Raw genomic sequence first — 19,130 nt, 5'->3', positions numbered from 1 at the left:
CCGCCATGCCCAATTCGGCCTGCTTCAGCACGGACACGATTTGTTCCGCTGGAAAATGTTTGCGCTTCATAGTCAAACCCTCCCGCTAAGGAATTATTGACCAAAAACTCGCGCTCTGAAGCGTCTAATTTTTCCAATGCAGATCAGTAATCGCCCGTTGGTTCGTGCTTCCGAAACGCGCTTCCACGGCCTCGATCATCATGTCGCGCACCGGCTCACCAGGCAATCCTCGACCTATCCAGGCACGCCAGGCAATGATCTCCCGGTCACAGCAGTCCTTCATGAAAACGCCAGTCACTACCTCGCTGTTGTCGCAGGCGATCTCGAAGCCATCGGAGCACCAGCGCTGGTTCGATTCCTCGACCATCACTTTGCCATCATGAGCGCGGCCACTATCACTACGCCTAGGCGACGTCGGTAGCAGCAAACCCTGCGTTTTCATCACGCGGTACATGCGCTTGTGGTTCACAGGACGCAGGCCCATCAGGCTGCGCGTACGGTTCACCAGGGCGCCGGCGCGACGATAGCCATAGGTCGGCAGTGCCGTAATCTCGGCGCGTACGGCGTCGACAAGCATTGCGTCGGCGACCGGATCAAGTCTGGCCACGGTACGCCGGTCGATCCAGTCCGCAGGTCGTGCAAGGAGGGCAATCACGTGCGAGCGCGCTACACCAAGAGCTACGCAGACAGGCTTTACTGCCCGTCCTTGTCCAATAAGGGTGAGCGCGCAATCCACTTTTTTTCGCGGGCCAGCTCGACCGCTTCGCGCAGGATCTCTGCTTCCATTGTCTTTTTCCCGAGCATGCGCTGTAATTGCGCGATCTGGGCGCGTGCCGCTGCCAGTTCGCTCGCCGGCACGACCGATTCACCAGAATGCGCGGCGACCAGGCCGCCTTCGCGCTCAAGCTTGCGCCAGTTGAATAATTGACTGGCACTGATGCCATGCTTGCGGGCCACCAGCGACACGCTCATGCCAGGCTCATACGTTTCCTTGACCAGCGCAGCCTTTTCCTGCACTGACCAGCGTCGGCGTCGCTCTTCGGTCACCGTCACGACTTCGATGGTTTGCTTGTTACTAGTCATATTCACAGTCTTATTCCTATCCGTAAGGATACAGCATCGACTGTGTCTGGTAATTCAAGGGGCTATCTCATGCGTACAGAGCGGGGTTATCGCCTTATGATAGTAGGGAAGTAGAGCGATCGCCGCGTGTGAAGCGTAGAGCACTCCTCCGCAGTCTGTCGCTGCTAAGGCGGGTCAATCGTACTGGGTCATGTCGGAGTGCAAATGAACACGGATGAATACGGAAGCGATCTTTGGCGCCAGGTGAGCCGGGCCTTTAACCAATTTCATAGTACGCCAACTTTAAAGCGACGCTGGCGCGGTATGGGCGGTCGCTTTATATCGAAACCAAACCTCGAGACCGCCACTGCCACGATATTCGCGTGTGTTGTCACCAGACTGCCGAGTAGTAGCTGCCACCAGTCGAAAGTCACTCTGTTACAAGTCACCCACTGCAAATGAGTCACATGCGACGTGCTGGAGCAGCCCCCTGAAACGCCGGACACGTCTTCCCACTTACAATAGCGGGTAGGCATAAGACTGTGTTCATGACTAGTACTAAACAGGAAGTGATGGAAGTATTGACGGGGCCGGAACGCCGGCGGCGTTGGTCGAGCGACGAGAAACTGGCAATGGTCAGGGAAAGCCTCGAGCCCGGCAAATCGGTATCGATGGTGGCACGCCAGCATGGCGTCAATCCAAATCAGCTGTTCCATTGGCGCAAGCTGCACCAGAACGGTAAGCGTCTGCTTCGTACCGTCTTGAGGGAAATCGATGATGGCGCGATGATTTGCAGCGCACCGCTGGGAAGCGGAGTTCAGTCGGCCAGCTTGGCGGCGCAGTTCCAGGGCAGGAAGTCGTCGACCCGGTTCACGGGGTGATCGGCGATGTGCGCCAGCACATGGCGCAACCAGGCTTCGGGGTCGATGCCGTTCAGCCGGGCAGTTCCGATTAGCCCATACATAGCGGCTGCGCGTTCGCCTCCGCTATCGGCGCCGGCAAACAGGAAATTTCGCCGCCCCAGTGCCACACCGCGCAGTGCACGCTCAGCAGCTGAGTTATCGATCTCGATGCGCCCATCACTGACGTAGCGCGTTAGCGCTGGCCAGAGTTTGAGCGCGTACAAAATCGCGGCTGCCGTGTCGGACTTGCGTGATAATGTTTCAAGCGCCTTGCGTAACCATCGCTCGAAGTCATCGAGCAGCGGTCGAGATTGTAGTCGTCTTACGGCACTGCGTTCGTCGGGCGGCTTACCTCGAATGGTTTCTTCGATTGCGTATAGTTCACCGATGCGGCGCAGTGCCTCGGTAGTTAGTGCCGATGGGCGCGCCGCATGCAGGTCATAAAACTTCCGGCGCGCATGCGCCCAGCAAGCTGCTTCGGCTACACGGCCGCTATCGTAGACGGCGTTGAAGCCAGCATAAGCATCAGCCTGCAATACGCCGCTAAATCCAGCCAAGTGAGCTTGCGGATGTTCGCCTTTGCGATCGGGCGAATACGCGAACCAGACCGCCGGCGGTGTGCTATCGCCGCTGTCGCGGTCGTCGCGCACGTAGGTCCACAGGCGAGCCGTGCGAGTCTTGCCGTTGCCGGGCGCAAGCACCGGCAATGGCGTATCGTCGGCATGCAGTTTGGTGGCAGCAAAGACATGACCACGCAATGCATCGACCAGTGGGCGCAGCAGCGCGCTGCTGGCGCCGACCCAGCTGGCCAAGAGACCGCGCTCCAGTTCCACACCTTCGCGAGCGTAGATCGTGCTTTGGCGGTAAAGCGGCAGGTGATCGGCAAATTTCGCGACCAGCACATGCGCCAGCAGGCCGGGGCCAGGCAGGCCACGAGCAATGGGACGACTGGCAGCCGGTGCCTGCACGATGACATCGCAGCAGCTGCATGCCAGCTTTGGCCGCACGTGGCGAATTACACGAAAACTTGCCGGCACATACTCCAGCTGCTCCGAAACATCTTCGCCCAGGTGCTTGAGCTTGCCGCCACACTCAGGGCAGGCTGTGCTGGCGGGTTGGGACACGCGTTCTTCTCGCGGCAAATGTGGCGGCAGCGGCTTGCGCTCGGCTTTTTTACGCGGCGCCAATTCCAGTGGCGCTTGCACCTCGGCGACAGCTTCCTCTGTTTCAAGGTCTTCGAGCTTTAATTCCAGCTGTTCGATCTGTTGATCCAGTTTTTCGGAAGAACGGCCGAACTGCATGCGCCTGAGTTTGGCCAGCACCAGCTTCAGGTGTTCGATTTCCGCTGTGCGCGTGGAAAGTTCGGCGGCCAGGTATGCCACGCGCGCCTCGCTTTGTGCCGCTCGGGTTTCACTCTGCACGGCGCGCGCTTCGCTGGCCAGCAGCAACGCCTTGAGGGCGGCAATATCGTTGGGCAGGTCGGCGGCGTTGAGCATGTGGCCCAGTTTACGCGGCTGATGTCATGTTTATAAGGCCGCTGTGGAGCGCCAGCTACGTTGTGGGCGGCGCCAGTCGATGCCTTCCAACAGCATGGATAACTGCGCCTGTGTCAACGCCACGCTGCCATTGCTTGCTTGCGGCCAGATGAAGCGGCCACGCTCGAGGCGTTTGGCGAACAGGCACAGGCCATCACCATCCCACCACAGCAGCTTGACCAGATCGCAGCGTCGGCCGCGAAACACGAACATCCCATTGCTACGGTGACGGCCTGCGCTAGTGCGACCAATCCCTACAAGGAATTTCCTGTGGAAGGTTAGGGCCCGGCTCTGTCCCCCGGCTGTAGGCTCCTGATGACTTATGGGGTGCTTTGCTGTGGGTGCTGGTGCAAATCAAAGCGGTGTCGGCAAGCCGATAGATCCTTAGAAAAAAGGGTGGGCAGTAGGCGGTTGCCTGTGGGCCCTCGGACGTGGTGCTCGCCGCGGCTGCCAAATGGAGGCCAGTCTTTCTTTGGCAGCGAGCGCTTGGTCAGTTTCGATAGGGTTCAGCATGGCGGTCGCTGCTGTCCCGATCACGATTGAGGTAGTAGCGACTTTCGTCACGGTCCCTCCGCTCGTGGCCTCTGGCATGATCCCTGCCGTCGACTCCGTAAAGTGGCGAGATGACGCAGCCGCTCAAGACGGCGATGGCTGAACACAACATGATAAGCAGCTTCATAACAGACTCCCGACAAAACTAGGTAACTTGCTTATAACGCAAGGTTCTTCCCTAGTCTGTGCGGCAAGAGACGTAATGGGCGATGCGAATGATCGATCGACAAAGTCAGGTCGGAACCAGACGCGCCATGATGCGTCACTGATTCTGAAAATATCGCCTGGGCCGGACAAGAGATGGTGCGTTGGACAGCAAGGATGATTGGCAAACAGCGCAGTGGTGCAGCCATGCCCAGCGCTCCATCACGAGTGATATTGGCCCATCACGCGGCCGCTGCCCGTGCGGGCGCTTTGGAGCTTTAGCCGTTTCTTCCACCAACCATAGTCCGATAAGGATGCCTTCGCCGCCTCCACGCAATGCGCGTAATCTGGGGTTAGCTTGTCACATGGCGGAAGCGGCGGTTCGATCCCTTGCGCAATGCAGTCGCGTATCGCCTCATTCAATTCTTCCTCCTCCAGTAATTGCTGGCATTTGGTCGAGTGAACTAATGCGAGATCAATGGCGGGCGAATCTTTTTCCATGTGGATGGATTAACGGTGTTGTGCTGACTTCAGTGTACGCTCAAGAATGGCAACTGTCTTCCGCGGGCCAGCAAGCGTGAATCAAGTCCGCGAGAGAAAGCGCGTAATATTTGGCAAACATCTATACTGCAGCGGCGCTACTGCACTCACCGCGGGATCTGTGCGATGTAAGCGGTTCGACGTGTCGCCGCGAAGTGAGCCCTTGAAATCATTTGCGTTTGATCCTGAATCGTTTCGGCACCAAGGTGATCAGCTTCGCAGAGCCGAACTGGTTACGCTCGCCGGATAGTGAAACATTGTTTGCGGCATCTATGGTGACATGATCCGAGACGACGCTGCGCACATATGTTCCTCAGCAACACTGTGTTGCATTCAAACTAGCCGTTTTGCGTGACCTGCTTCGTAGATGTACTGACCAGCGCCCCAAACGCTTCGCGTCGCCTGGTTCGCTGGAAACCATGCGGATTAGCTGGAGGTCTGCCGCCGATCTCACGGCGGCCTTGTCTTGATGGTCAGCCTACGCAATCGCCGCGCGGGATATTTACGCGGGACTGGTGGGGCACTGGCGTTTCGATCTTCGACGCGTTGGCCCGGAGCCGACTGATGACAGTATCGAGGAGAGATTCAGAGCGCACTTCTAATGGAGATCTGCAATGTCGAACGCCACTTGGGCACTCTTGGCTGGCTTGATCCTGATCGCAATGATGCTCATTGGGACGTTGGTATCGCGCCTGCCGCTCAGCGGCGCAATGATATATCTAGGGCTTGGCGTGTTGCTCGGCCCGTACGGGATTGCTGTCATCGACCTGGCGCCGATTGCACATGCTGCGACGCTCGAGTTAATGACGGAAGTCGCACTGCTGATCTCATTATTTTCTGTTGGCTTGAAGCTCGAGGTGCCAATGCTAGACCACCGATGGATTGCGCCATATCGGTTGGCCTTCGTGTCGATGGCGTTGACGGTCGGCCTGATTGCTGTTGTCGGGATGTTTGGATTGGGCTTGCCGCTTGGCGCCGCTGTCTTGTTGGGAGCAATACTGGCACCGACCGATCCGGTTCTGGCCTCAGCGATTCAATCGGAGCCTGGTTCGGACCATGAGCCAACGCGGTTCAGTCTGGCAGGTGAAGGAGCCCTTAACGATGGCACAGCATTTCCGCTTGTCCTGCTGGGATTGGGCATGATGCAGTTGCATGATCTGGGCGACCTCGGTTGGCACTGGTGGACGGTGGACCTGATATGGTCGACCATCGGCGGTGGATTGATCGGCACACTTCTCGGTGCGGCGCTTGGCAAGCTGGTTATCCATTTGCGAACGAGGCATCATAGTGCGGTTGGCATGGATGAGTTTCTTTCGCTAGGTGTCATAGCTGTCTCCTTCGGTGCCGCACAACTTTGTCTGGCGTCAGGATTTTTGTCAGTCTTCTTTGCCGGCCTCTCGCTACGACGGGCGCGGGATTTTCCGCTAGCTGGGACAGCACCCTTGGGGCGGATTCCTGGCGAGCACCAACCCGACGTTGAGGACGCTGCTACCCATTCCCATCATGCCAGCGGCGCCATGACGCGCGCTGTGCTTGGGTTCAATGAGCAGCTTGAAAGGATCGCTGAACTTGGGATTGTCCTGATGATCGGCACCATGTTGCCTTATATTGCCAGTGCCAGCAGTCTGTGGTGGTTTATCCCGCTGCTGTTTTTGATTGTGCGCCCTGCATCGATCTTGCTAGGTATGGCTGGCTCCAGTGTTCCTTTGCACAAACAGGCGCTTGTTGGATGGCTCGGAATCCGTGGGATAGGTTCGGTTTACTACCTCATGTTCGCGCTCAATCACGGAGTGTCGGGTGGGATTGCGCAACAGTTCGTCACATTGACTTTAGGGGTCGTCACTGCGTCGATTCTGGTTCACGGCATTACCGTGCAACCGCTGATGAAGTGGTTTGAAAGCCGGCGCCATCAGCAATGAGGGCCGTTGGGTTCGCACGCACCGTCCCGGACTGCGTGGCAGGCGATGCGCCGCGCATTAGCATGAGCCGGCGAGCTTGCATTGAAGCACGGCCAATTCGTTGGCAGACGCGCGACGGCGCTCCCAATCACCAAACAGTACGCGTTGCAGCGTCGACTCCGCAATGCGGTGGTTGCGTAAATACACGACTGCATACCGCCAGCCATGGGTATGAACCAGGTCAATCGCGTGGTCCAGATCGCGAAACTGGTCGACGTTGAGCCTTCGGTTCGAAAGTATAGTTTTCATCATGTCCTCGCAATGGATTGGTATATCGGCGCAGTGCCGGGCACGTGGGACGGGCGACGCAGCCATCAGAACGTAAGGCGTGCGATGCAGTTTCACTGGCCAGGGAGGGGCCAAATCCGCACTGCGAATCAATGATGCTAGCACGCCTTCAATGGCGCAGCCATTGGGAATTGATATCGGCTTGATGCGCCGGTCTACGATGACGTATCGACGGGCGGGCGAGCAAGATTCCTGGTTAGGAAGTCAGGGAACCGAATGCCGGACGTGAAGGACGCAGGCTTGTTATGTATGTAATCCGGCTTTGGCGGGGGAGACCATTCAGCGCTGGTGCGCTTCGGCGCTTCCGCGTGCAGGGCGTGCCTTGCGGTGCGGATGGCGTCGTTGACTGGCCCGGAGAACGAGGCGAGTGTCAGTCTACCGCAAGCCACGACTGGAGAAGAGTGTGGACCCTCGACAAGTAATGGCATCTCGAGCGTCCCGATGAGCAGCAGTTGCGGCTAATCGCAAGGTGCCCGGGATGCTGAATTCGTTAGGTCATTGCAGCTTGTGAGCGTATAGTCGGTAGTTGGCACCCCGCCGCCATCGCTATTTTGTACCGGTCTTCCTTGGCGCGGATGCGAGTATGCAATCGCCTCAGGGCCCGAGGGCGCCGTGGGTACCATACATGCGCACCGTACGCGCCTCCGGTACTGCGCCGGGAAGGGGCGCTTGCTCGTCGCCACCTCCTTCCTAGGATGAGCCCGAAATCGAGTGATGGAGAGCGCTATGCGCCGCCAGACGACATCGTGGTTTCAAGGATGGAAAATTACCCTAAGATGTGCCCAGTTCAATTGTCACGATGGAAGGATCAGGTTTGCGTCCACCGTCTTGCTTAAACACCTGTCACCACCGTCCGACAGGAGCGGTGAGTACCGGCCTGACAAGATCAGGCGCACCATCATTTTTCCAGAGAATGCCTTTGACACGCGAGAGGAAGCCAACAATGATGCGGCCGCAAAAGGTCAGCGCCAAGTTTTAGCGCTGAATGAGTCCCCAGACTGCTGCGAGAGCAAAGGCATGGGCATTACGCGTGATACGTCGGCACGCAAGGACACGGATGAAAACCTGGCTGCGCGCTTTGAGATTTCTTTCGATGGGAAGCGGTACCTGTTCCGTCAGTACCAATACGAATTGTTCCGGGACGCGTTGCGCTATGCGGTTGTGGAACATGGTAAGGAAGGCTTCGTGCGCGACGTGTCGTTTCGGCCAAGTTGGCAGGTGGCATTTCATCCGACTGACGATGATGAAACCATCATGAAACGGCATGGCATCGTGTATGTCGAGGGGCACTACCTGTATGGTGGTTATCGATACGACCAATTGTGCGATGCCATCGCCTTCGCCGCAGGTCATCCGAACTTGTAGTCTGCCCGGAAGTCGCAATCCATTCCGTGCTCACATAGGGAGCTCTCATGAAGTTGAATTTTGTGGTCCGGCCTGGTGTCGAGGCACACCTCCACGTTTCTGTATTGAAGACGATGGCGCAGATATCGATTTGGGCCGACCACTCCCTGTTCGGTGAGTTCAAGTATTCGTTGGAATTTCCGGGAAGCCTTTGGCACAAGGAAATGAGCGAGTCTGCCAAATGCGATGACGCTGCGCGCATTGCCATCGCACACTGGCTTGGCAATGGTGTTCATCAGCTGGACGCCCAGCACCTGGTCTGTGATCAGGACACCCAGCGCTGGAGCGGTCATTGGACCGGTGGGGCCGTGCGCACCCAACAATAACTGGGTATTTGCGCCGATGCCTGCCGAGTCGAAGCGTAAGTTGCTCTGCAGGCCGGCCCCGATCGTTTGCGCGCGTGCAGTCCGTGCGAGCACAGCACGCCATTCGTTCATTGTGGTCTGCGCCTGACATCACTTGGCGCGGGAAGCCTTCATGACTAGCCCTTGTGGACCGGAGTGTCGGTGCCGAGGCACTAAGGACCTGGCGTTGCGTTTACTGGCCTCAATGCCGGGTGGGCAACATGACGATGAGCATCAGTTGAGTGAATGCTTCAGCCCTATGTCATAGAAAATATCTTGAGCAATGCTGGAATGTAAAAGCAACAGGTCTGCAGGCAGGCGGGACGCCTGCTTGTTTGCATGTGCTGGCATCTACTCTTTCCGCGATTTCAGGCGACGAGGAAATCCTCGGATCGACAGCACTCGTTCAACGACCTTTAACGGAACGCATCGGGAAAGCAAATATCGCCGCGCCTCAGCAAGCCCAATGATGCTGCGCAGGGCGACGCCGTATTGCACAAGCTCAGCGGTCCAAACATCTTCGCGCCGAACTACTTTAGTCAGGTTGCTCATTTGCCAGGTGCCTCAAGTTAGTCGCGGCCTCAGCATGACTATGCTGGAGGTTGTGCCGTGCTTGGCCGTCTGGAAAAGGGACGTGCCTTCCGTGAGTTCTTGTCGAGAAAGGCGCCACCCCTGACGTCATCGCGAAACAATTTCAGCCAGGGGCTGCCGTCGCCGATGACGTATTGCCTTGTTTGGCCGGTCGATTCGCGGCAGATGGTCAATTCACCCTGCAAAGCCTGAACCTCGTCGGTTTTGGGATCCGTTGTGTCGGTGGCCTTTAACGAAAATTCATTTGGCGGCAATCGATTTCTGCGCAGGATATGCTCGAGTTCGGCGAGCTCTTCCGCTTCTATCAGTTCCATACAACCTCCACTGATGATGATGCATTCTTGTATCTGCGTATRCATTGAACCTCGTTCCATGCGCGGTCATTTACGGCGCCTCCCCCTCCATGCACCGCGACTGTCCATCAGGGTCTGCAGCGCTGTCGACGTATTCCAAAATGTCGCGCGCAGCGCGAGCCGGTAGAATGCTATGCGTCCGATGACGAATCGAGGAGGTCGTCCAACGATCGCACGTAAACCCTCGTAATGTGATTTAACTCAAAGAACGCTATCGCTTGCGCCGTACGATCTGCGCCGGGTTCGGCGTTCACGATCTGGTACTGGCTGTCCAGGTCCCACCCAAGAATTGAATCCATGAGATCGGCCATCATTGGTTCCTGAGGGAAGGCCATGTAGACCAGCCCGGGGCTGCCATCAGAGCGAAAATAGGAGGCTTTCCACTGCAACATATTTTCCATATAAACCCCATATTCAAGGGAAGAACATCTGCTTCAGAGTGTCGTGCAGCAAAGGTCCAGACCGTTGCCGCTTGCAATATCATGCGAAAAACATTGTTCGCACCGCATGTGGTGTGGGCTGAATGAGAAATTGTCGATGTGGGCGCTGACCTTTTCTTGCCCTTACTTTGGTTGAACGGTCACGCGCGTGACCGTGGCCACCTTCTTCAGGCTATACATCCCTACTAAGCTCACGGTGTATTCGCGGCTTTCCATTTGGAGTGCGTACACGGCACGTTCACAAATCAGGCCCGGTATCACATTAACGCGACGCGTGGCGGCAAGGTGGCCGCATTCACGTCCACCTGCCTGCGCGCCGCACTGTTCGGCTCCTACTGCGTTGGCGCCTGGCACGGCAGGGGCGTCGTGAATAGAGCGGGCATCACTACTTTGGCGTGGACCCTGCAGGGACAGCACGCGCATCAGAATTTGTGCGGGAATTGAACACTTGCGTAAATAATGGCAAGCCGGCACACGCCCCTTTGCGCGGTTGAGCCGAAGCGCCGACGTGACGAGCTTGGTCGCGTCGCTGTCCACGCGCCGGTCATCGTACTTGCTTGTTGATGTAATCGGTGTCATCGGAGCTACCTCATTGCCTGCGATTCGTATGCAGCGTGTCTTTCTTCGCTCGCTTCGATGTCATTTGGCCCGTCATCGATCAACGAGACGGCGCACTCCACCGCAGAGGCGATAGCGGTCACAGCGTCGCAGTCAAGCACGCTTTCCATATAGTCGGCATCGTAGCGATACCGACGTCGCAATTGCGGCGACGAACGCTGGCCGCGTGATGAGCGGGATGAATTAGGCATGGCGGTCTCCGTCGAACTGAAAGTGTTGCACGCGAGCGGAGCAAGGAATGACGGGTTTTGCGGAATTGCCTGTGCGACGAGACCAGACAAGGCGGAACCCATATTGAGAACAGGCGCGAGGGTGCGATACATCTACTATACGCGCTTGTGAAGCGCGCACGTTGGATGCGATTAAATATATATTTGGTTCCTTCGGGAGGCAGCGCTGGGGCATTGCTGAAGTAGTAGGGCTGACGGCATCTTCCCGCGCACAGATGGCGTATGCCGGTCGCTGTACGTGGTGGTCCGGTCGGGAGATCGGGCGTGGGCGGCGGACGTCGCGGCAGCGTTCGAAACGTACCAGTCGGCCGGTGCCGTTTGGGAAATTCGCCAGCTTCAAAATAAATGCGAAATGATTAGGAAAACCGGCGGTTATCCTGTATTGTGAACCTGGCACTACATCAAGTCGTTTTATTGTTGGTCCCTCTCTCCTGTCTCGCCGTCGCGCGGTCCTGTTTGATGCCCTCCGTTATTCCTCTTGGTCAAATGTGCGCCCGGGCGTCTTGCCCATGCATTTAAAAGGACTAAAAATGACTACCCAAACCGGAACCGTAAAATGGTTCAATGACGCCAAAGGTTTTGGCTTTATCACTCCGGACTCAGGCGGTGCCGATCTATTTGCGCACTTCCAGGATATCCAATCGGATGGCTTCAAGAGTCTGTCCGAGAACCAGCGCGTTTCATTCGAGCGCTCGAATAGTCCCAAAGGTGAGAAAGCAAGCAATATTCGTATTATTTGAAAAACGCATGTGAGATGGACGTTCCCGCTGAGGCGAGGAGCGCCGATACCTAAGGCCGACTCTTCGCCGCACGGCGCTACTTGTTGGCCTTTCCCTTCCATAATCCCACTGGCACTGGCGGACGGCGTCAGCGCGCAGTAGTTGTCAGCGGCGCGGGGAGTCAGATGCTACAGGTGTTTCTGCATCAGTTTGACGATCAGTTCCAAATAGTGCATGTCCGTGGCGTCAAAGTGTTCCATTGGTGAATGGTGTACAACCCAGACCGTGCCGAGTGGCGTATCCGTTGAATCAAACAGCGGGGCTACCAATAGCTCATCGACAAGGACGGGCAAGTTTTGCATCCACGCGTACCGCTGGGCCGGGCTTCGAAAGAGCAATGCCTCGCGGCGGTCAAGGCAATCGCCGCAGGCACTATCGTGCCGAGGAGACTGGCCCCCTTTCAGGTCAAATACAAGTCCGGTCAGTGCTGTCCAGTTGAATTGGCCTGTTGAACTCGAGCGGTCTAGCAGGCTCACCCCCGCGGAGCCGGCACGACAAGCTTCTAATGCGAGGTTTGCACCAACCATTGCAATGCCTTGTGCGTCGGCGTCAGCGACTCGTGTAATGCATTGCTTGATGTGGGCTTCTAAGTTACGGTCGACTGGCTTAGCGTAGCTTGCCTGGAGTGTGGCGAGATTCAAAATATCGTCCATGTTCGTTCAGCGGCGCATTGAGTTATGGGTCAACTATTCATAGTTTGCATCATTTTAGTATGGCACGGGTATTGGCGGATGCTAGGGGCCGTTTCACGCCAGATGTGGTACCTGGCTGATTCCGGGAATGGCCGATCGTGTCGAAGCGGCAATCGCGCCCGATTTGTATGTCAAGCAGGCGAGGGTGTACCGGAAAAAGCTCGGCGAGATAGTGGGTGTAGGTGCTATGCGAAACGCGGTGTTGTTGTCGACATGCGTTTCTGAACAAGCGGCCGCTTTACCATGTGTCGTTTGACAACCTGATCCGCAATTCCTGCATCGTAAGTCCGATCTATGAGTGTTCCTGCTAAGATGCTACGAAACAATGTCTGCTGATTGAATGTTACATTGGCACATCCCTTAAGCATTTCAGGAGACCGCATGCTCAAGAACCTCTCTATCAGGGCAAAATTGGGTGTGGGTTTTGGTGCCATCATCACCATCATCCTGTGCCTGCTTGCCCTCGCGTACAGCAATTTCGTCCGAATGTCCGAGGCCAACGAATGGGACAAACACACCATGGAAGTGATGCTTGAAGCACAGCGCATTTCCAACAGTGTTTTCGCCATTCAAGCCGTCGCGCGCGGCTATCTACTTACCGGAGCGCCGGGCGATCTGGCGTCGTTGCCCGAACTCGAGTCGGCGATGCACAGGCAAATAGTCAAAGCGACTGAATTGACTGCAGATAGCCCGGAACGACAGAGCCGCTTTAAACGCATAGCTGTACTGGCTGACGACTGGACACAAAACCAAATTCACGGATTAGTCGAGCGGCGTGAAATGTGGGGGCAAAAACCAGGGGGAGCTGAGCAAGCTGGTGCTTCCCTAGCGTTGAAAAGGGCGATGCAGACTTCCGTTCAGATCGCACAACTGAATGAGGCCGCAAGTGACGAAGAGGAGCGCCTGCTCGTTGCGCGTTCTCAGACTTCTTCAGCGTTGCAAAAGGCGATGCTGCTGGTCCTGACGGTCGGCGGGGCCTTGTGCATCGGGCTGGCGCTAGCGGTTTCGGTTTGGCTGGCACGGTCTTTGTTGGCACCGCTAAATATGCTTACGAATGCCGTCACTCGGATCGGCCAGGGCGACCAGTCGGCACGGGCTGAAGTGATCTCCAGCGATGAAATGGGGCAGGTCGCAGCAGCGTTTAATCGAATGGCGCAAGCGATCCAGGAAAGTCTTGGCAAAGAGGTCGCGGCAGCATCTCTTCTGAAATCGAAAGTTGATGCGCTGTTGGTCGTCGTGTCCCGGGCGACGGTAGGTGATCTTACCGGGCAGGTCAACGTGACGGGGAGCGACGCCATCGGCCAGTTGGGCGATGGCCTGGCCAAGATGCTCGCTAATCTGCGTGCGCTCATCGACAATGTGCAAAAGGCCGGCATTCAGGTGACGACGTCGGCGACGGAAATCGCAGCATCGGCCAGACAGCTGGAGGCAACCGGCGTGGAGCATGCCCAGACTTCGCTTGAAGTGTTGAGCACCACGAAGGAAATATCGGCCAACACGACTCATCTTTTGAAAACAATGGAGGATGCAGTAGCTGTTGCCGACTACACTACCACCGCTACGGCGCAGGCGAAGGGTGATCTGATGCGTATGGACGGCACCATGCAGGACATTGTTGCGGCCACCAATACCATCAACGCGAAGCTGGCAGCGTTATCGGAGAAGGCGAGCAACATCAACAGCGTGTTGGTTACCATCACCAAAGTGGCAGACCAGACCAATCTTCTGTCGCTGAATGCGGCGATCGAGGCAGAGAAGGCCGGCGAAGCAGGGCGCGGCTTCTCGGTTGTCGCGTCGGAGATCCGACGATTGGCAGACCAGACGTCGGTCTCGACGTGGGACATTGAGCAGATGCTCAAGGAGATGCAGTCGGCCGTGTCGGCCAGCGTCATGGGTATGGACAAATTTTCTGAAGAAATACGCCGCAGTGTTACCGAAGTGCGTCGCGTGTCGCTGCAGCTGTCCCGTGTGATGGAGGAAGTGCAGAAGCTGGTGCCGCAGTTCGATATGGTGTTGCAGGGCATGCAGTCGCAGTCGGTCGGTGCGACGCAAATTTCCGACACAATGTCCCAACTCAGCGATGCCTCGCAACAATCCGTGGAATCGCTGCAGGTGGCGAGCCAAGCAGTTCACCAACTGCAGCGTGCCGCCAGTGGTTTGCACGCGAGTGTTGCCAGTTTCACTCTCTCGACGACGCAATGAGGCCTGAAGACGCGGCAGGCTAGGATGCAGGCGGAGCGGAACGTGCTTACACGGCTGCCTTCCCGTGACGGACCCTGGTAGCACCACCGCGGTTCATCGGCGGCGGTGGCATTGCGCGTTGCAGTGCTGCGTTTTTCCCTATCACGGCATATGATGCGCCCGTTGCTCAGGTCGTACGGAGATAGCTCGAACGTTTTCCAGTTCAAGGGGGGCTTTTATCTGTCCACAAGGGAGTGCCGGCATAATGAATAACTGTTATCCTGATTGTCTGTTCCGAAACCACTGGTGGGTAGCATGGCTGATAATGAGCGATTCTTTGGCGTTCCGGAAGAGAACATTGCGGCCGCCCAGCGCCGAACTGTGGGACAGCGCAATCCGCCGTCGACCAGCGTGCCGACGCAGCGAGATGTTGCGACACTGCCAGCGGTGGAACTGAAGGCAGTGTTAACCGCTTGGATGGAGCATAGTGCAACTGAAATTATCCCAAGTCGCGCGCAGATTGCACTGGTGCGGGACATTCTTCTCAAGCGTCAGGACGCAGCAGAAATTGTTTCCATTGTTTGCATGTGTGGTTACTATATTGAGGGCGCCTAAGGCCAATCTCCCTAGACTCATTCGCTCCTATAGGCGCCGCAGTTGCGTTGTCCCGCCAATCAGAGGCCTAGTCACGCAGGCGCGTGCCGCCGCAAGTGAAGCCGCCGGTTGCTGGTCTCACATCCGGCGGCTCGCACTAATCGGGCGCGATCCGGTTTGCGCTGCTCCTTTGCTTTGACGACGCCGTATGTAATCAACGATGGGGCGCTGGCGGCTGGGTGTGCGTAATGCGGATGTCGACTGCCAACAAAGCTCAGGTATTGATAAGCGTAGCAAGTGCGCGACATCTCCTTGTCTGCCTGACGATGCAGATGGCAACGCAAGATCGCGCTCAAGACCTTGATGATAAAGGGCGAAGCTCAACTTCAATCGTCGTCCCAAAGTGGCTACACTAGGCACACATTCGTTGCCTTTTCGCCTTTTGGACTTGGGCTACGTTCGAACGAGACCTTCTGATTTTCACTCAACGATTTGAACCCTTCCACTCGGATGTCCTCGAAGTGGACAAACACGTCAGGACCGCCGGCGTCTGGTGTGATGAAACCAAAGCCTCTGCCTGGATTGAACCATTTTACGATGCCGGTATGCGATGTCATGATGGAACCTCATAGGAAAGTCGGAATCCGGGCATTGCCTGGTGGCTGGTGCCAACAGGCGAGGTCAATAAGCGGGGAATCGGACAGGCGTTGCCGAGAACGGCAAGTCAGGACAGAGTCCATCGGTTATGTGAGATGCTTATACACAGTAAACCCACTATACAACGCTGCGCCATGTGCACCTAGCATTATTCTATGAAGAAAAGGCGATCATTCGCCATGGCGTCAAGATGTTGAAGTGCGTGGTGAAAGGAGCATTACGCTTGGGATAGCCGGTTGCTGGTGTCGTGGCAATGCTGCAGCACCGCCAATAGTTTGGCAGCGTTTTATATTTGGGTGTAATGGTGAGGATTAAGGTTGAAAGCATGCCGGTTCGGCAGCGATAACCTAAGGACGAGCGCTGGACGAAGGCGCAGGGGAAGGGGGGGCTGGTATGCCGCACCAGTCGACAAAGGGTGAGCTCACGATGCTGCTTCGGGTGGCTAAGGCACTCATGTTCGCCGACAGCGTGGAAGCCGTTATGCGTGCCATCGAACATGGAACGGCGTTACGGCCGGATGCGGTTCTGATCATTACCAACAGTGACTGTGACAGTGGCGATAGCGCTTATTTCCTGGATACGTCGCGCGAGGGCGCCTGCCTTGAGTTAGATCATCAAGTGTGCGGAAGGCTACGCGAATCCATCAACGGCGCGGCTGGTTTGCCGTCTGATGCCCAGACGCTGGACGGCGGCAAACTTGTTGTCGCGCCATTCACTGCGGAACACAGTCGCGGCTACATTGGATTGGTATGGCAGGCACCTGTCGAGCACGCTGTGCGACGACATGCCCTCAAGCTGCTTCCGTGTATGGCAGAATTGGCTGGAGTGCGTCTCACCCAGCTGTTGGAGCAATTGCACAGGGAAGAAGAACGAGGCGAGATATTAGCTGCAACGCAGTCCCGTCACATCGAAGAGCTTCGTGCAAGTGAATGTGGAAGGATGGAAGCGTGTGAGCTGGCGGCGCGGGACGAATTGACCGGCTTGCAGAATCGTCGTGGATTCCTCGCGAAGTCGCAACAGTGCTTGTTAATTGCGCGTCGCCAGGAATTAGCGTGCGCCGTGATCTTCGCGGATGTGGACGGCTTAAAGTTAATTAACGATAAGTTTGGCCATGCCGCTGGAGATGAGTTGATACGTGCTGCGGCATATGTCTTCAATAGCGCCTTCCGGCATGCGGATGTGGTCGGGCGGGTTGGTGGCGATGAGTTTGCAGCCTTCACATTTGACAATGCGACGCCGCGTGCAATCGTCGAACGTATCAAGGAAAAGACTGCACAATTCAACATTGGCAGACAAGACGGCTTCGCACTGTCGCTCAGCATCGGCGTGATCAATTGCGATATGCATGGTGAAGATTCGCTGCCAGACTACTTGCTGCGCGCCGACACAGAAATGTATCGCCAAAAACGGCGTACCAAGCCACCAGCACATTAATGGTGGCCGCGCGAAGAAGGGCGCGGAAGGGTGGAAATATCTGCCAGGCGCCGAATACGCATGTCACCCATGACCCAATGCAACTGACGCCCTACTGACAGGTCCAGTTGCGCGCCGTCCAACGTTCGGCAGTTGGGTACCTCTGCACGCGGTACGCCTTGCTGGAAGGCGCCACATGGGATCAGGTTGGGGAGTATGAGCATGGGGGCGGGCGGCGAACGCTTGGCGTTAGTGCATGCGTTACTCACGCTGCTATTGCCACATGGTTCAACTCTGCTTTCGCCACACATCAATACGCTCTATTCACCACGGTGCGGGTTTGGGCTTGCGGTACAGGCTCGGACGAGATCGCGTGCATGGCCACGGAGCGGTGGACGACGACGCGTAGAAGAGAATCACCCGCCCATCGGGCCCGCAGTTCCAAGAGACCAAGTCATCTGTGCCAGACTTTGGGTATTTCCGCTAAAGCTGTCATTGGTGGCGAAAGGATGCTTGGTGGCGGCGGCGAACATAAAAAAAAGCCCACCGAAACGGGCCAGTCGTCAGAGACGCAAAGAAATGGCCTTCTGAATCTTCCCAAGGTCTTGTGTGGATTCGGGATTGACATTCCGCGAACCAGTCTAGCAGCGGTTGGACACGATTGTTATCAATATCTGCACCATCCCCCTGCCGGAGAAAAAAGGCTGCGAGGGCGCACGCTCGAAGGGCCGCATGTGAGGCCGGATCTCATTGTAGTCCACGCGCCAAGCCTCCACGATGGCCTGAACCTCGGTCAAGGAGGTGAACCAGTGGACGTTCAGGCATTCATCACGCAGTGACCCGTTGAACGTTTCGATAAAGCAGTTGTCGGTTGGTTTGCCCGGCCGGCTGAAATCGATCTTGGTCTGATGGTGGTAGGCCCATAGGTCCAGCATTTGCCCCGAAAATTCCCCGCCGTTGTCGACAAACAGGTATCGGGGCGCCGCGCGCTTTGTGATGATCTGGTTGAGCGCAGCTACGACGTCGTCGCCACGTAGCCGATAGCCCGCCACGATGGCCAACGACTCRCGGCTGTAGATGTCGATGATCGTCAGCAGGCGTATCTTCGTTCCGTCGGCAAGTTGGTCGGCCACAAAATCCATGCTCCACGCGTCGTTTGCCTGACGGGGCTGCATGCGCGCCTGGCGCGCCACAGCGCTCTTGCGCCGCTTCTTGCGCCAGGCGCGCAACTGCAACTGCAACTGCTCCAAGCAATACCACCGGTAGGTCTGGTTGACGCCTAGTTGAAAGCCTTCGCGTTTGAGCAGCACGTGCAGACGCCGATAGCCCCAACGCACACGCACCTGCGCCAACTCACGCAAGCGCTGTCGCAGCGCCAGCTTGGGATCCTTCTTGCTCGACAAATACTGCGTGCTACGCACTTGCTTGATCAGCCGACAGGCCCGCGCCAGTTTCAATCCATAGTGCTCGATGATGTAATCGACCACCAAGCGCTTCAGCGCGGGCCGCCCCACTTTTTTGATGCGACGTCCTGCAGGATTGCCTTGTCCAGGCTCAGCTCAGCCACCAACTTCTTCAGTCGTGCATTCTCATCCTGGAGAATTTTGAGCTCCCGCACGCCTTCGGATTGCATGCCGCCATATTGCTTCTTCCAGCGGTAAAAGGTCTGCTCAGAAATGCCGAGTTGCCGGACAATGTCGCTGACCGCCATGCCCAATTCGGCCTGCTTCAGCACGGACACGATTTGTTCCGCTGGAAAATGTTTGCGCTTCATAGTCAAACCCTCCCGCTAAGGAATTATTGACCAAAAACTCGCGCTCTGAAGCGTCTAATTTTTCCAATGCAGATCATCA

The 19,130-nt window shown here is 56.8% G+C and carries 16 protein-coding genes and 2 pseudogenes; 8 read left to right on the top strand and 10 right to left on the bottom strand.

The genetic code is table 11. The features are described 5' to 3' along the window. Positions 1 to 166: 166 nt before the first annotated feature. Positions 167 to 1,083: pseudogene (locus AB4Z19_RS30105) on the bottom strand (transposase); the annotation flags it as partial. A gap of 551 nt (positions 1,084 to 1,634) precedes the next feature. Between AB4Z19_RS30105 and AB4Z19_RS30100 the strand changes: the two are divergent. Beyond that, positions 1,635 to 1,802: pseudogene (locus AB4Z19_RS30100) on the top strand (transposase); the annotation flags it as partial. 77 nt (positions 1,803 to 1,879) lie between these two features. On the opposite strand, the gene tnpC reads toward AB4Z19_RS30100, so the two are convergent. From tnpC to AB4Z19_RS30085, 3 genes are all read right to left on the bottom strand, one after another. Beyond that, positions 1,880 to 3,460 carry an IS66 family transposase gene (gene tnpC, locus AB4Z19_RS30095; protein ID WP_442027288.1) on the bottom strand — a complete coding sequence of 527 codons (1,581 nt, stop codon included), beginning with the start codon at positions 3,458 to 3,460 and terminating at the stop codon, positions 1,880 to 1,882. A 30-nt stretch (positions 3,461 to 3,490) separates the two neighbouring features. Then, positions 3,491 to 3,751: an IS66 family insertion sequence element accessory protein TnpB gene (gene tnpB / locus AB4Z19_RS30090; protein ID WP_442027290.1), complete on the bottom strand. Its 261-nt coding sequence runs from the start codon at positions 3,749 to 3,751 to the stop codon at positions 3,491 to 3,493. 666 nt (positions 3,752 to 4,417) lie between these two features. Beyond that, complete coding sequence (locus AB4Z19_RS30085) at positions 4,418 to 4,696, bottom strand: hypothetical protein (RefSeq protein ID WP_442027287.1); 279 nt, start codon at positions 4,694 to 4,696, stop codon at positions 4,418 to 4,420. 653 nt (positions 4,697 to 5,349) lie between these two features. On the opposite strand from AB4Z19_RS30085, the gene AB4Z19_RS30080 reads away from it, so the two are divergent. From AB4Z19_RS30080 to AB4Z19_RS30070, 3 genes are all read left to right on the top strand, one after another. Continuing rightward, positions 5,350 to 6,654 (top strand): cation:proton antiporter, encoded by a 1,305-nt coding sequence (locus AB4Z19_RS30080; RefSeq protein WP_442037101.1) that lies wholly within the window; start codon positions 5,350 to 5,352, stop codon positions 6,652 to 6,654. Between the two features lie 1,053 nt (positions 6,655 to 7,707). Then, the gene (locus tag AB4Z19_RS30075; protein WP_442028025.1) at positions 7,708 to 8,346 is read left to right on the top strand and encodes a hypothetical protein; all 639 of its coding nucleotides are present in this window, start codon (positions 7,708 to 7,710) and stop codon (positions 8,344 to 8,346) included. A 47-nt stretch (positions 8,347 to 8,393) separates the two neighbouring features. Beyond that, positions 8,394 to 8,711 (top strand): hypothetical protein, encoded by a 318-nt coding sequence (locus AB4Z19_RS30070; RefSeq protein ID WP_442028023.1) that lies wholly within the window; start codon positions 8,394 to 8,396, stop codon positions 8,709 to 8,711. A 608-nt stretch (positions 8,712 to 9,319) separates the two neighbouring features. Here the strand turns inward: AB4Z19_RS30070 and AB4Z19_RS30065 are convergent. The 3 genes from AB4Z19_RS30065 to AB4Z19_RS30055 form a co-directional block, all read right to left on the bottom strand. Then, positions 9,320 to 9,634, bottom strand: coding sequence for a transcriptional regulator (locus AB4Z19_RS30065; RefSeq protein ID WP_442028021.1), 315 nt, complete (start codon positions 9,632 to 9,634; stop codon positions 9,320 to 9,322). A 170-nt stretch (positions 9,635 to 9,804) separates the two neighbouring features. Further along, the gene (locus tag AB4Z19_RS30060) at positions 9,805 to 10,074 is read right to left on the bottom strand and encodes a hypothetical protein (RefSeq protein ID WP_442037099.1); all 270 of its coding nucleotides are present in this window, start codon (positions 10,072 to 10,074) and stop codon (positions 9,805 to 9,807) included. Between the two features lie 162 nt (positions 10,075 to 10,236). Further along, entirely contained in the window at positions 10,237 to 10,692 is a 456-nt protein-coding gene (locus tag AB4Z19_RS30055; protein WP_442037097.1) for a hypothetical protein, read from the bottom strand. Between the two features lie 799 nt (positions 10,693 to 11,491). Here AB4Z19_RS30055 and AB4Z19_RS30050 point away from each other — a divergent pair. Continuing rightward, positions 11,492 to 11,701 (top strand): cold-shock protein, encoded by a 210-nt coding sequence (locus AB4Z19_RS30050; protein ID WP_442030186.1) that lies wholly within the window; start codon positions 11,492 to 11,494, stop codon positions 11,699 to 11,701. Between the two features lie 167 nt (positions 11,702 to 11,868). On the opposite strand, the gene AB4Z19_RS30045 is transcribed toward AB4Z19_RS30050, so the two are convergent. Next, the gene (locus AB4Z19_RS30045) at positions 11,869 to 12,393 is read right to left on the bottom strand and encodes a GAF domain-containing protein (protein ID WP_442037095.1); all 525 of its coding nucleotides are present in this window, start codon (positions 12,391 to 12,393) and stop codon (positions 11,869 to 11,871) included. 420 nt (positions 12,394 to 12,813) lie between these two features. On the opposite strand from AB4Z19_RS30045, the gene AB4Z19_RS30040 reads away from it, so the two are divergent. After that, positions 12,814 to 14,634: a methyl-accepting chemotaxis protein gene (locus tag AB4Z19_RS30040; RefSeq protein ID WP_442037093.1), complete on the top strand. Its 1,821-nt coding sequence runs from the start codon at positions 12,814 to 12,816 to the stop codon at positions 14,632 to 14,634. A gap of 294 nt (positions 14,635 to 14,928) precedes the next feature. Continuing rightward, entirely contained in the window at positions 14,929 to 15,228 is a 300-nt protein-coding gene (locus tag AB4Z19_RS30035; protein WP_442028121.1) for a hypothetical protein, read from the top strand. A 386-nt stretch (positions 15,229 to 15,614) separates the two neighbouring features. Here the strand turns inward: AB4Z19_RS30035 and AB4Z19_RS30030 are convergent, their stop codons facing one another. Beyond that, positions 15,615 to 15,824 (bottom strand): cold-shock protein, encoded by a 210-nt coding sequence (locus tag AB4Z19_RS30030; RefSeq protein WP_442028119.1) that lies wholly within the window; start codon positions 15,822 to 15,824, stop codon positions 15,615 to 15,617. Between the two features lie 493 nt (positions 15,825 to 16,317). On the opposite strand from AB4Z19_RS30030, the gene AB4Z19_RS30025 reads away from it, so the two are divergent. Then, the gene (locus tag AB4Z19_RS30025; protein WP_442028118.1) at positions 16,318 to 17,298 is read left to right on the top strand and encodes a GGDEF domain-containing protein; all 981 of its coding nucleotides are present in this window, start codon (positions 16,318 to 16,320) and stop codon (positions 17,296 to 17,298) included. A gap of 620 nt (positions 17,299 to 17,918) precedes the next feature. Here AB4Z19_RS30025 and AB4Z19_RS30020 read toward each other — a convergent pair. Further along, positions 17,919 to 19,051 (bottom strand): IS3 family transposase gene (locus AB4Z19_RS30020; protein WP_442037091.1). Its coding sequence is split into 2 segments (ribosomal slippage): positions 17,919 to 18,799 and positions 18,799 to 19,051, totalling 1,134 coding nucleotides; the frame shifts between segments, so codons are not numbered across the junction. Positions 19,052 to 19,130 lie beyond the last annotated feature (79 nt).

Source organism: Pseudoduganella sp. RAF19 (assembly GCF_052114165.1).
Taxonomy (GTDB): Bacteria; Pseudomonadota; Gammaproteobacteria; order Burkholderiales; family Burkholderiaceae_D; genus Rugamonas.
This window is presented reverse-complemented; position numbering and strand designations above follow the sequence as displayed.